The sequence below is a fragment of the Nocardioides sp. FY1077 genome, assembly GCF_058681775.1.
Genome location: NZ_JBZWDB010000001.1, coordinates 261,318 through 273,909, shown reverse-complemented (window position 1 = coordinate 273,909; position 12,592 = coordinate 261,318). Strand labels below are relative to the sequence as shown.

The window sequence follows — 12,592 nt, the reverse complement described above, 5'->3', positions numbered from 1 at the left end:
GGGTGCCTCCGTACGATCGTGGGGTGCACCTGCGACCCTCCCGCCCGTTCTCGAGCCCGCGGCGCCGGCGTACGGCCGCGGCGCTCGCCGCCGTCGCCGTGACCGCCCTGGTGGCGTCGGGCTGCTCGGAGGAGAAGGCGGTCGACTTCAGCGCCCGCGTGGTCGACCCGCCCTTCGACGTCGCCGACGCCACGCTCGAGACCACCGACGGCGAGCCGTTCACGCTGGCCAGCGACACCGACAAGCCGCTGACGCTGCTGTTCTTCGGCTACACCCAGTGCCCCGACATCTGCCCGCAGGTGCTGCAGTCGCTGGCGTCGGGCCTGCTGCAGCTCGACGACGAGCAGCGCGAGGAGGTCGACGTGGTGTTCGTCAGCACCGACCCCGAGCGCGACACCCCGCAGGTCGTGGAGAACTACCTGTCCCGCTTCGACCCCGGCTTCGTCGGCCTCACCGGCGACCTCACCGACGTCACCGCGCTGGGTCAGTCGGTGGGCGTGTACGTCGACGAGGGCGAGCCGCTCGACGGCGGCGGCTACGACCCCAACGCCCACGGCACCTACGTCATCGCCGTCGACGAGGACGGCCAGGCCCCGGCGATCTGGGGCCGCGAGACCACGCCGTCGGACTTCGCCGACGACATCGGGTTCCTGCTCACCGGCGAGGTGCAGGCGGCCGGCTGACGGGTCAGCGGGTCGCGCGGGGCTCGACGTACTCGAGGCCCTCGAGCACCTCGGCCTCGTCGTCGAACTCGCCGACGTGGACGGCGACGGCCTCGCCGTCGACCACCAGGATGGACGACGGCATCGCCACGAACGGCACCCGCCCGTCCAGGGCGACCGCGAGCTCGCCGGCGGTGTCGAGCCAGGAGTCGAAGGTGATGTCGTAGTCGTCGATCATCCGCTGCGCGTTGTCGGCGGTGGAGTCGCGCGACAGGCCCAGCACCTGCAGGTCGCCGTCGTCGGAGACGCCCTGCAGCAGCGGCATCTCCTCGCGGCAGGGCCCGCACCAGCTGGCCCACACGTTGACCAGTGTCGGCTCGGTCAGGTCGGCCGTGGTCGCCTCGGTGCCGTCGAGCGGCTCGGCGGTGGGCAGCTCGACCGCGACGGGGTCGACCTCCTGCCAGCCGGTCACGGGCGCCCGGCCGTCGACCCCGTCGGGCGTGGTGTCGACGTACGTCGTGCTGCAGCCGGCCAGGGCCCAGGTGGCGACCAGCGCGGCGGCCGCGGCGACGCGGCGGAGCGGGCGACGGGTCACGGCCTCAGGATACGTCGCGGCGCAGCGCCCTATGCTCGCGGCCATGACCGCCGCCGGTGACGCCCCCAGGGCCCCGGGCGAGGAGTTCGTGCAGTCGCTGGCGCGGGGGCTCCAGGTCGTCACGGCCTTCGACGCCGAGCACGGCGCGATGACGCTGAGCCAGGTCGCGGCCCGCACCGGCCTGAGCCGGGCCACCGCGCGCCGGCTGCTGCTGACGCTGGTGGAGCTCGGCTACGTGCGGCTGACCGGCGCCACCTTCGAGCTGACCCCGCAGGTGCTGCGCCTCGGCACGGCGTACCTCTCGGGCATGGGGCTGCCGCAGGTGGCCCAGCCCCACCTCGAGCGGCTCTCGGCGGCGGTGGGGGAGTCGACGTCGGCGGCGGTGCTCGACGGCACCGACATCGTGTACGTCGCCCGCGTCGCGACCCGCCGGCTGATGACCGTCGGCATCACCGTCGGGACGCGGTTCCCGGCACTGGCCACCTCGATGGGCCGCGTGCTGCTGGCCGCCTCGCCCCCCGACGCCCTCGACGCCCACCTCGCCGCGGGCCCGCCCGCGCTCACCCCGCGCACCGTCACCGACCCCGCCGCCCTGCGCGAGGTGGTGGCGCAGGTCGCCGGTCAGGGGTGGGCGCTGGTCGACCAGGAGCTCGAGCTGGGGCTGCGGTCGCTGGCCGTCCCGTTGCGCGGCGCCGGCGGCGACGTCGTGGCCGCGCTGAACATCTCCACCGCCGCCACCGGGCCCGACCCGCTCACCCACCTCGACGCGCTGCGGGCCACCGCCGCCGCGGTCGAGGCGGACCTGGCGCTCACGGCGGGCTGAGGCGCGTGCACACCCGGATGGCCGTCGGCTCGTAGCCGGGCCGAGTCCCGGGGAACCGTCGCCACCGGGCAGCCGTGCCGGGGCGACGTACTGGGAGGCGGAAACTGCCACTTGGTGGCTGAAATTTCGGCCACCATGTTCCGGTTTCCCCGGCCGGCCGGGGATACCGCCCGCCCGCCCGCCCCTCAGAGCACGTGCTGCCCGTACATCTCGCCGAGGGGGTCGGCGATGAGCTCGATGCGGGCGCCGTCGGGGTCGCGGAAGTAGATCGACACGCCGCTGTGCACCTCGTGCTCGACACCGGCGTCGGTGAGGCGGGCGCGCAGGGCCTCCCAGCGCTCCGGCTCCACCGAGATCGCCAGGTGGTGCAGCCCGCCGAGCACCTCGGCGTAGGGGCCGAGGTCGAGGCCGGGGAAGTCGAAGAACGCCAGCAGGTTGGCGTTGCCGATGTCGAAGAAGAAGTGCGACGACCCGGCGTAGTCGCGGTTCTCGATCAGCTCGGTGAGCGGGAAGCCCAGCACGTCCTGGTAGAAGCGCACGGTGCGCTCGACGTCGCTGCTGACCAGCGCGGTGTGGTGGAGGCCGCGGGCGGTCGAGGCCGGACGCTCGGCGGCGGGGCGCAGGTGGGTGTCGCGGATGCGGTCGCGCGCGGCGGCGACGGCGTCCAGGTCGACGGGGGTCTGCTCGGTCATGGTCGGCTCCTCGGAAGCGGGGTGGGGGAGAGGGCAGGTCAGGCCGCGACGGTGGCGTGCATCTCCCACACCAGCACCTCGGATGCCTCGGTGGCCGTGACGCGCTGACCGCCGGTGGCGGTGAAGCGGACGGCGTCACCGGTCGACAGCGGCCCGGCGCCCTCGAGCACCACCGCGCCGCGCGGCACGAACAGGTGCAGGAACGGCGCCTCGGGCAGCTCGACGCTCTGACCGGGCTGCAGACGGGCGGCGTGCAGGGCGGCGTACCGGTTGCGGATCCGGATGGCGGAGGCGCCGTCGTGCTTCGCCATGCCGGAGGCCACCGGCACCAGGCTGCCGCTCATCAGGTCGGCGTCGATCTCGAGCTGCTCGTAGCCGGGCACGACGCCGCTCTCGTCGGGCACGACCCACATCTGCACGAAGTGCACCGGGTCGGCGTGCGTCTCGCCCTCGAGGCGCCACGAGTCGTTCTTCTCCGAGTGCAGGATGCCGCGGCCGGCGCTCATCCGCTGCGCCAGGCCGGGGTAGATGATCCCGTTGTGCCCGGTGGAGTCCTGGTGCACGAGCGAGCCCTGCATCACCCAGGTGACGATCTCCATGTCGCGGTGGGGGTGGGTGTCGAAGCCGGTGCCGGCGTCGACGACGTCGTCGTTGTTGACCAGCAGCAGGCCGTGGTGGGTGTTGGCCGGGTCGTGGTGGTGGCCGAACGAGAACGAGTGCTTGGAGTCGAGCCACCCGAACTGGCTCGAGTAGCGGTCGGCCGACCGGCGGACGTCGACCTGCGGGTCCAGCTGGACAGTGCTCATGGTGGTCCTCTCCGGGGCCGTCGTTGCTGCAGGGGGATGGGGGTCGGCGGGGGTGCCCGCTCACCCTCCGACAACTTAGGTGACGTGTCAACTATTCCGGTAGGATGTCCCCATGAGCAAGCGCGCGGGTGTCGACCCGGACGACGACGTCCCGTGGCTGAGTGACGACGAGCAGCAGGTCTGGCGCCAGTGGCTGGCCGTCACCTCCCGCCTTCCCGGGGTGCTCCACCGCGACCTGCAGCGCAGCAGCGACCTCTCGCTGCCCGACTTCGACGTGCTGGTGCAGCTCACCGAGAGCCGCGAGGGCCGCATCCGCGTCTCGGGTCTCGCCGACGCACTGCAGTGGGAGCGCAGCCGCCTCTCCCACCACGTCGGTCGCATGGTGCGCCGCGGGCTGGTCGTGCGCGAGGAGTGCCTCGACGACGCCCGCGGCGCGTTCGTCGTGGTCACCGAGGCCGGCCGCCGCGCCATCGAGCACGCCGCGCCCGACCACGTCCGCACCGTGCGCGACGTCGTCTTCGACGCCCTGGCTCCCGCCGACGTCGAGCACCTGCGCCGGATCACCGCCTCGGTGCTCTCGCGCCTGGAGGGCCGCGAGGAGTAGGCTGTTCGCACAGCGAATGACTGTTCGCTCTGCGAACAACCGGACAGGAGCGCCATGACCGAGTCCTACCTCTACGCCGCCGCCCGTACGCCGTTCGGCCGCTTCGGCGGCGCCCTGGCCCAGGTGCGTCCCGACGACCTGGCGGCCACGGCGCTCACCGGCGTGCTCGCGCGGGTGCCCGACCTCGACCCCGCCCGCCTCGGCGACGTGGTCTGGGGCAACGCCAACGGCGCCGGCGAGGACAACCGCAACGTCGGGCGGATGGCGGTGCTGCTGGCCGGACTGCCGGTCTCGGTGCCGGCCACGACGGTCAACCGGCTCTGCGGGTCGAGCCTCGACGCCGCGATGCAGGCCTCCCGCGCCGTGGAGACCGGCGACGCCGACGTGGTGGTCGCCGGCGGCGTCGAGTCGATGACCCGCGCCCCGTGGGTGCTGCCCAAGCCGTCGCGTGCGTTCCCCGCCACCGACCTGGCCGCGGTGTCGACCACGCTGGGCTGGCGGCTGGTCAACGAGCGGATGCCGGCGGAGTGGACGGTGTCGCTGGGCGCGAGCAACGAGGCGCTCGCCGACGAGTTCGGCATCTCCCGCGAGCGCCAGGACGCCTACGCCGCGCGCTCCCACGTGCTGGCCGACCGCGCCTGGGCCGAGGGTCGCTACGACGACCTGGTGGTGCCGGTCGACGGCGTCGACCTCGCCCGCGACGAGGGCATCCGCCCCGGCTCCACGGTGGAGTCGCTCGCCGGGCTGCGCCCGTCGTTCCGCAGCGCCGAGGACGGCGGCACGATCACCCCCGGCAACGCCTCGCCGCTCAACGACGGCGCCGCCGCGCTGGTGATCGGCTCCGCCGCGGCCGCCGACCTGGTCGGTGCGGCTCCGCTGGCGCGCATCGCCGGGCGCGGCACCCACGCGCTGGAGCCCCAGCGCTTCGGCTTCGCCCCCGTGGAGGCCGCCGGGCGTGCCCTGGCCCGCGCCGGCATCGGCTGGTCGGACGTCGCGGCCGTGGAGCTCAACGAGGCCTTCGCCGTGCAGTCGCTGGCCTGCATCGACGCCTGGACGGCGCAGGGCCTGCGCGACCCCGAGGTGGTCAACGCCTGGGGCGGCGCGGTCGCCATCGGCCACCCCCTCGGCGCCAGCGGCGCGCGGGTGCTCGGCACGCTGGCCCACCGGCTGCGCGCGACCGGCGAGCGGTGGGGCGTCGCCGCGATCTGCATCGGCGTCGGCCAGGGCCTGGCCGTGGTGCTGGAGAACACCGAGGCGGCGGCCTGATGGCGGCCACGACCTTCCCCGCGTCGTACGACGAGGCGGTGGCCGGCATCGAGCACGGCGCGACCGTGCTGGTCGGCGGCTTCGGGATGGCCGGCATGCCGGTGGCCCTGATCGACGCGCTGGTGCGCCAGGGCGCGAGCGACCTCACCGTGGTGTCGAACAACGCCGGCAACGGCGACACCGGCCTGGCCGCGCTGCTCGCGGCCGGGCGGGTGCGCAAGGTGGTGTGCTCCTTCCCCCGGCAGTCGGACTCCTGGGTCTTCGACCGGCTCTACCGCGCCGGCGAGATCGAGCTCGAGGTGGTGCCACAGGGCAACCTCGCCGAGCGCATGCGCGCCGCCGGCGCCGGCATCGGCGCCTTCTACGGCCCCACCGGCGTCGGCACCCCGCTGGCCGAGGGCAAGGAGGAGCGCGAGATCGACGGACGCCGCTACGTGCTGGAGCTGCCGATCCGCGGCGACTACGCCCTGGTGGGGGCCCACGTCGCCGACCGGGCCGGCAACCTGGTCTACCGCAAGACCGCGCGCAACTTCGGGCCGGTGATGGCCACCGCGGCGCGCACCACGATCGTGCAGGTCTCCCGCGTCGTCGACCTCGGCGGCCTCGACCCCGAGCACGTGGTGACCCCCGGCATCTACGTCGACCGCGTCGTGTCCGCCGAGGTGGCGGCATGAGCGCCGCAGCGGTGGTCGAGCACACCGACCGCGGCCCCCTGGGCAAGGACGAGATGGCCGCGGTGGTCGCCCGCGACGTGCCGCCCGGCTCCTACGTCAACCTCGGCATCGGCCAGCCCACGCTGGTCGCCGACCACCTGCCGCACGACTCGGGCGTCGTCCTGCACACCGAGAACGGCATGCTCCACATGGGTCCTGCCGCCCGCGGCGGCCCCGACGACCCGGTCGACCCCGACCTGACCAACGCCGGGAAGGTGCCGGTCACCGAGCTGCCCGGGGCGTCGTACTTCCACCAGGCCGACTCCTTCGCGATGATGCGCGGCGGCCACCTCGACGTGTGCGTGCTCGGCGCCTTCCAGGTCTCGGTCGGCGGCGACCTCGCCAACTGGCACACCGGCGCCCCGGGGGCGATCCCCGCCGTCGGTGGGGCCATGGACCTCGCCATCGGGGCCGAGCAGGTGCTGGTGATGATGACGCTGTTCGCCAAAGACGGCAGCCCCAAGCTGGTGCCGTCCTGCACCTACCCCCTCACCGGCACCGGCTGCGTCGACCGCGTCTACACCGACCTGGCCACCTTCGACGTCGGCGCCGGCGGCGTGCGGGTGCGCGAGACCTGGGGCACCACCGTCGCCGCCCTCGCCGAGCGCCTCGGCCTGCCCCTCGAGGCCTGAGGCAGGGCTGAGGCACGGGCGGAGGCGGGGGTTCCGTCCGCCCGAAGGGGTGGACTTCCCGAGAGGGTGATCCGTTCGGGGCGGGGGTCTGGGAGAGTGCGGCGCATGTCCTCGGCCGATCCGTCTGCGCCCGCCCCCGGGCTGCAGCTGCGTCAGGAGGACCACCCGCCGGCGACGGTCCTCCACGTCGGCGGCGAGGTCGACGTCCGCACCGTGGCCGCGTTGCGCAGCCGCCTCACCGACCTGCTGGTCGACGGCAACCCCCACCTGGTCGTCGACCTGACCGGGGTGGGCTTCATGGACTCCTCGGGCCTCGGCGCGCTGGTGAGCGCCCAGAAGCGGGCGCGGGTGTTCCGCGGCGCGCTGGTGCTCGTGGTCGACAGCGAGGCGATCCTGCGGGTGCTGCGGCTGACCGCGCTGGACCGCGTGTTCACCGTGCACCACCGCCTCGACGACGCGCTGGCCGAGGCCCGCGCCGCGGCCGTCACCGACGGACGCGCGGGCTCGGGGCCGGACGCTTGACCCAGACCGCGCGGTCGATGCGCGACGTCCTGGCGGGCGGAGGAGCGGTCGGGCGCGACCTGCTCGACGTCGACTGGGATGCGACCCCGCTCGGCGACCCCGACACCTGGCCGCTGAGCCTGCGCAGCGCCGTGGGCATCATGCTCACCTCGAAGTTCTCGATGTGGATGGCGTGGGGGCCCGAGCTCACCTTCTTCTGCAACGACGCCTACCGCCGCGACACCCTGGGCGAGAAGTACCCGTGGGCGCTGGGTCGCCCGGCCCACGAGGTGTGGTCGGAGATCTGGAACGACATCGGGCCGCGGGTCGCCACGGTGATGGCCACCGGCGAGTCGACCTGGGACGAGGCGCTGCGGCTGTTCGTGCAGCGCAGCGGCTTCCCGGAGGAGAGCTACCACACCTTCTCCTACAGCCCGCTGACCGACGACGACGGCGAGGCCGCGGGCCTGCTCTGCGTGGTGGCCGAGGTGACCGACACGGTGATCTCGCAGCGGCGGATGACCACGCTGCGCGACCTCGGTATCGGTGGCGGCTCGCCACGCTCCGACGCCGAGGCGGTGACCGTGGCCTGCGCGTCGCTGGCCCGCAACCCCGAGTCGCTGCCCTTCACGCTGGTCTACCTGCTCGAGGCCGACGGGCGCACGCTGGTGCGCGCCGGCTCGTCGGGCATCGGCGCCGACCACCCCGCCGCCCCGTCGCACCTGCTGCTCGACGACGTCGACCCGGTGTGGCCCGTGGCGCAGGCGCTGGCCGAGGAGCACGTCGCGGTCGACCTGGTCGCCGACCGGCGCCACGCCGACCTGCCCACCGGCGCCTGGAGCGAGCCACCGCTGCAGGCGCTGGTCGTGCCGATCCCCGCGCAGGGGCAGCAGGCGGCGCCGTACGGGGTGGTCGTGGTGGGCGCCAACCGCTACCGGCCGCTCGACGACGGCTACCGCGACTTCGTCGGCCTGATCGCCACCCACCTGTCCTCGACCGTCAGCGACGCCCGCGCCATCGAGGCGGAGAAGGAGCGCGCCGAGAGCCTGGCGCGCGTCGACCAGGCCAAGACCGACTTCCTCACCAACGTCAGCCACGAGCTGCGCACCCCGCTGACGCTGCTGCTCGGCCCGGCCGAGGACGCCCTGGCCGACCAGCGCGACCCCCTGGCCGGCGACCAGCGTCGTCGTCTCGAGGTGGTGGCGCGCAACGGCCAGCGGATGCTGCAGCTGGTCAACACCCTGCTCGACTTCTCCCGCCTCGAGGCGGGCCACACCCGCTCGCGCTTCCAGCGCGTCGACCTCGCCGCCTACACCCACGACCTGGCGAGCATGTTCGAGTCGGCCACGGCGCGCGCCGGCATCGGGCTCGAGGTCGACTGCCGGGTGTCGTCGCCGACGTGGGTCGACCGCGACCACTGGGCCAAGATCGTGCTGAACCTGCTCTCGAACGCCGTGAAGTTCACCTTCGACGGCGCCATCACCCTCACCCTGGTCGAGCAGGACGGCGAGGTCGTGCTGCGCGTCGCCGACACCGGCGCCGGCATCCCGGAGCACGAGCTGGGGCAGCTCTTCGACCGGTTCCACCGAGTGGCCGGGGTGCGCTCGCGCAGCCACGAGGGCTCGGGCATCGGGCTGGCGCTCGTCGCCGAGCTCGCCGCGCTGCACGGCGGCCGGGTGGCGGTCGACTCCGAGCTCGGCGTGGGCAGCACCTTCACCGTCGCCGTGCCCGTGGGGGTCGCGCACCTGCCGTCCGACCAGGTGGTCGCCGAGCCCGACGGCGGCGACGGGTCGCCCGGCGGGGACGCGCGCCGGCCGTCGGTGGCCGGCGCCCAGGCGCGCAGCCTGGTCTCCGAGACGCTGCGGTGGCTGGCGGAGCCGGCGACCGGCCCCGAGGACGACGTGCCGCTGCCGATGGCCGTGCCGACCGACCCGGACGCGGACACCTCACCCGGGCCGCCGCGGGTGCTGGTCGTCGACGACAACCCCGACATGCGCCACTACGTGCGCGACCTGCTGGTGGCGGAGCCGTACGACGTGGACACCGCCGTCGACGGCATCGACGCGCTCGCGGTGATGGCACGGCGCCGCCCCGACCTGGTGCTGACCGACGTGATGATGCCGCGCCTCGACGGCTTCGGGCTGCTGCACGCCATGCAGGCCGACCCGCTGCTGGCGACCGTGCCGGTGGTGATGCTGTCGGCGCGCGGCGGGGAGGACGCGACCCTCGAGGGCCTCGAGGCCGGCGCCGACGACTACCTGGTCAAGCCGTTCTCCGGACGCGAGCTGCTGGCGCGGGTGCGGGTCAACCTCGAGCTCGACCGCGTCCAGCGGGTGCGGGAGGTGCTCGTGCGCAGCCAGGAGCTCCTCGACCAGGCCCAGCGGCTCGCCCGCGTCGGCAGCTGGGAGATCGACCCCGAGGCCGACACGATCGTCGCCTCGCGCGCCTTCCTCGACCTCGTCGAGCACACCCAGGACGACCTCGACCGCCTCGGCACCGCTGCGGTGATCCGCTCGCTCGTGCACCCCGACGACCTCCACCGGGTGCGCGCCGAGCTGGGCAGGGTGCGACCCGGCGAGGTGGTGGAGTACGACACCCGCGTCCTGCTGCCCTCGGGGGGTGAGCGCACCTGCCTGGTGCGCGGCGAGGCCGCGGTGACCGGCGACGGCCGGCGGGTGGTGCGCGGCTCGTTCCAGGACGTCACCGAGGCCCGGGCGACCCAGCAGGGTCTCATCGAGGCGCGCGCCGCGGCCGAGGCGGCGGCGCGGGAGCGCGAGCTGGCCGACGAGCTGCAGCGCAGCCTGCTGCCGGCCGACCGCTTCGACGTGCGCGCGCTCGACATCGCGGTGTTCTACCGCGCCGGCACCGAGGGCACGCAGGTCGGCGGCGACTGGTACGACGTGTTCGACCTCGGCGCCGGCCGCACCGCGCTGGTCATCGGCGACGTGATGGGCCGCGGGGTGCGCGCGGCGGCCGTGATGGGTCAGCTGCGCGCCGCCGTGCGGGCCTTCGCCCGGATGGGACTCGGCCCTGCCGAGGTGCTCGAGCACCTCGACGGGCTGGTGCAGGACCTGGCCGGCGACCAGATCGTCACCTGCGTGTTCTGCGTCCACGACGCCACCGACCAGACCCTGGCCTGGGCCAACGCCGGCCACCTGCCGGTGCTGGTGACGACCCCGCCGGGGCGCGGCGCGGGGAGCGACGGCGCCGGCGGGACCACGCTGCTGGCGGTCAGCGGACCGCCGCTCGGGGCGGGCTTCTTCGGCGCCGAGACCGAGGTGGAGCCGCTGCCGGAGGGGAGCACGGTGCTGCTCTACACCGACGGGCTGGTGGAGCGCCGCGGTGGTGACCTCGACGCCGCCGTCGCCCGGCTCGTCGAGCGCACGGCCGAGCACCTGGGCTCCGCCGACACCGCCCGCGACCTGCCGGCGGCGCTGGTGAGCGCGTTCGCCGGGGAGTCGGTCGACGACGACATCGCCGTGATGGCGGTGCGCGTCACCGGCGGGGCCGAGGCCGACGTGCTGCACCGGCGCTTCGACCACGGCGACGTCGCCCCCTCGCTGGCGCGCCGGGCCGTGGCCGACCGGCTCGCGACGTGGGGCGTGCCGGACGGACTGGTCGACGACCTGGTGCTCGCCACCTCCGAGCTGGTGACCAACGCGCTCGTGCACGCCCGGGCGCCGATCGACCTGCAGCTGCGGCGCACCCGGCACGAGCTGGTGCTCGAGGTCTCCGACCACACCCTGCTGCGTCCGCGACGACGGCGTCCCGACGACGCCGACGAGCACGGCCGCGGACTGAACATCGTCGACGCGGTCGCCCACGACTGGGGCACCCGGGTGACCCGGTCCGGCAAGGCCGTGTGGTGCACCGTGCGCTGGTCGGGCTGACGCCGCGCCACGCCCTGCGATCGGGTCAGGCCGGTCGGGTCAGTCCGGCCGGTCCGGGTGCACCTGGACCCGCACGCGGCCGGGGTCCTCGGCGCGGTCGCCCCACACCGTCACGGTGACCGCACCGGCGGAGACGCCGGCGGTGTCGAGGCCGCGGTTGTAGACGTCGCGCACCGACAGCTGGCCCTCGGTGTGGAGGGTGAAGGTGCCGAGGTCGACCCCGCGCCCGCCCGGGGCGTCGGCGGAGAACTCCACGACGACCGGGTCGGCCACCACCACCGCCACGCAGTCGTCGGTGGCGGCGCAGGCCAGGCCTGCGAAGGAGGTGGGCGGGGTGAACTGCTCGCTGCCGACGACGAGGATCACCGAGCCGGGGGCGTCGACGGTGGTGGGCACCGCCCCATCCTGCGCCACGCCGCCGACACCGGCAGTCGTGCACCGTCCGGCGCCCTCCCGTGCCGCGCCGGCGGCTCCGGACGCACCGCCGGCCCGGCCCCTCGAAGGAGGGCCGGGCCGGACGGTGCTGGCCCCGAGGGGCCGGGTGGATCAGCGGCGGTCGGCGTCGCCGTCGACCTCGATGTTCTCCTTGCGGACCTGCTCGGAGACCTGCTTCTGCTCGACCTCGGTCTCGGTGCCGAGGCGCACGCGCTCGACGGGCTCCACGGTCTTCTCGACCACGGGGCGCTCCTCGTGCAGCACGACCTCGTGCTCCTCCTCGGAGATGGAGGGGCCGTCGACCGCGTCGCCGACGTTGCCGTCGGTGATGGGCTCGGTCTGGAGCACCGCGCGCTCCTTGGCCACCGGCACCGTGTGGGTCTCGGTCTCGGTGGTGACGTACTTGCGCAGGCGCACCCGGCCGGCCTCGGCCGAGGTGGTGCCGACGTTGACGTGCTCCTCCGAGCGGGTCATCGCGTCGTCCGTGGTGGGACCGGACGTGTCGTGACCGACGGAGGTGTCCACGCCGGTGCCGGTCGTGGTGCCGGTCGTGGTGCCGGTGGTCGTCGTGGTGTCCACGCCGCCGCCGTAGCTGAGGCTGTAGTGGTCGTACAGGCGACGCTCGTCGCTGGCGTCGAGGTGGCCGCCGTCGAGGTCGACGTGCGGCGCGCCCTTCACCTGGTCCTTGGTGTAGGGAACCGTGAGGCGGTCGGAGTCGAACGTCGCGTCGGCGACCGGCACGTAGGACTCGCTGGTCCCGAACAGGCCGGTGTTGACGGTGATGAACTCGGGGCGACCGGTCTCGTCGTCCAGGAAGAGCTGACCCACCTTTCCGAGCTTGTCCCCGTCGCGGGTGTAAGCGGTGGAGCCGATGACGTCGCGTGCCTGGGTCTCGTTGATCATGTCTTCCCCTTCGTGCTTTGGTGTCTCGGACCAGACCCGGTGACCCCGCTCACGCGGTTCAAGCGCGCTG

The 12,592-nt window shown here is 74.3% G+C and carries 13 protein-coding genes; 8 read left to right on the top strand and 5 right to left on the bottom strand.

What is annotated here, in order from left to right; genetic code table 11:
- Positions 1 to 23 precede the first annotated feature (23 nt).
- On the top strand, positions 24 to 683 hold the full coding sequence (locus tag AC4OR8_RS01310) for an SCO family protein (protein WP_492163762.1): 660 nt from the start codon (positions 24 to 26) through the stop codon (positions 681 to 683).
- A gap of 4 nt (positions 684 to 687) precedes the next feature.
- Here AC4OR8_RS01310 and AC4OR8_RS01305 read toward each other — a convergent pair whose 3' ends face one another.
- Positions 688 to 1,257 carry a TlpA family protein disulfide reductase gene (locus AC4OR8_RS01305; RefSeq protein ID WP_492163761.1) on the bottom strand — a complete coding sequence of 190 codons (570 nt, stop codon included), beginning with the start codon at positions 1,255 to 1,257 and terminating at the stop codon, positions 688 to 690.
- A gap of 43 nt (positions 1,258 to 1,300) precedes the next feature.
- Here AC4OR8_RS01305 and AC4OR8_RS01300 point away from each other — a divergent pair, with 43 nt between their 5' ends.
- On the top strand, positions 1,301 to 2,080 hold the full coding sequence (locus tag AC4OR8_RS01300; protein ID WP_492163760.1) for an IclR family transcriptional regulator domain-containing protein: 780 nt from the start codon (positions 1,301 to 1,303) through the stop codon (positions 2,078 to 2,080).
- Between the two features lie 185 nt (positions 2,081 to 2,265).
- Here AC4OR8_RS01300 and AC4OR8_RS01295 read toward each other — a convergent pair whose 3' ends face one another.
- Together AC4OR8_RS01295 and AC4OR8_RS01290 are read right to left on the bottom strand one after the other, a co-directional pair.
- Positions 2,266 to 2,772, bottom strand: coding sequence for a VOC family protein (locus tag AC4OR8_RS01295; protein ID WP_492163759.1), 507 nt, complete (start codon positions 2,770 to 2,772; stop codon positions 2,266 to 2,268).
- 38 nt (positions 2,773 to 2,810) lie between these two features.
- A complete protein-coding gene (locus AC4OR8_RS01290) occupies positions 2,811 to 3,578 on the bottom strand; it encodes a pirin family protein (protein ID WP_492163758.1) in 768 nt (255 codons plus the stop codon).
- A gap of 112 nt (positions 3,579 to 3,690) precedes the next feature.
- Here AC4OR8_RS01290 and AC4OR8_RS01285 point away from each other — a divergent pair, with 112 nt between their 5' ends.
- The 6 genes from AC4OR8_RS01285 (at position 3,691) to AC4OR8_RS01260 (ending at position 11,184) form a co-directional block, all read left to right on the top strand.
- Positions 3,691 to 4,182 (top strand): MarR family winged helix-turn-helix transcriptional regulator, encoded by a 492-nt coding sequence (locus AC4OR8_RS01285; protein WP_492163757.1) that lies wholly within the window; start codon positions 3,691 to 3,693, stop codon positions 4,180 to 4,182.
- Positions 4,183 to 4,236: 54 nt separating this feature from the next.
- Entirely contained in the window at positions 4,237 to 5,448 is a 1,212-nt protein-coding gene (locus AC4OR8_RS01280; RefSeq protein WP_492163756.1) for a thiolase family protein, read from the top strand.
- Positions 5,448 to 6,122 (top strand): 3-oxoacid CoA-transferase subunit A, encoded by a 675-nt coding sequence (locus tag AC4OR8_RS01275; protein ID WP_492163755.1) that lies wholly within the window; start codon positions 5,448 to 5,450, stop codon positions 6,120 to 6,122. Before AC4OR8_RS01280 ends, AC4OR8_RS01275 begins: the two co-directional genes overlap by 1 nt.
- Positions 6,119 to 6,793 carry a 3-oxoacid CoA-transferase subunit B gene (locus tag AC4OR8_RS01270; protein ID WP_492163754.1) on the top strand — a complete coding sequence of 225 codons (675 nt, stop codon included), beginning with the start codon at positions 6,119 to 6,121 and terminating at the stop codon, positions 6,791 to 6,793. The genes AC4OR8_RS01275 and AC4OR8_RS01270 overlap by 4 nt, the downstream gene beginning before the upstream one ends.
- A 105-nt stretch (positions 6,794 to 6,898) precedes the next feature.
- Positions 6,899 to 7,315, top strand: coding sequence for an STAS domain-containing protein (locus AC4OR8_RS01265; RefSeq protein ID WP_492163753.1), 417 nt, complete (start codon positions 6,899 to 6,901; stop codon positions 7,313 to 7,315).
- Positions 7,316 to 7,332: 17 nt separating this feature from the next.
- Positions 7,333 to 11,184, top strand: a complete 3,852-nt coding sequence (locus AC4OR8_RS01260; protein ID WP_492163752.1) for a SpoIIE family protein phosphatase — start codon at positions 7,333 to 7,335, stop codon at positions 11,182 to 11,184.
- Between the two features lie 39 nt (positions 11,185 to 11,223).
- On the opposite strand, the gene AC4OR8_RS01255 is transcribed toward AC4OR8_RS01260, so the two are convergent.
- Both AC4OR8_RS01255 and AC4OR8_RS01250 read right to left on the bottom strand, forming a co-directional pair.
- On the bottom strand, positions 11,224 to 11,580 hold the full coding sequence (locus tag AC4OR8_RS01255) for a hypothetical protein (protein WP_492163751.1): 357 nt from the start codon (positions 11,578 to 11,580) through the stop codon (positions 11,224 to 11,226).
- A gap of 150 nt (positions 11,581 to 11,730) precedes the next feature.
- Positions 11,731 to 12,522 (bottom strand): DUF2382 domain-containing protein, encoded by a 792-nt coding sequence (locus AC4OR8_RS01250; protein ID WP_492163750.1) that lies wholly within the window; start codon positions 12,520 to 12,522, stop codon positions 11,731 to 11,733.
- Positions 12,523 to 12,592 lie beyond the last annotated feature (70 nt).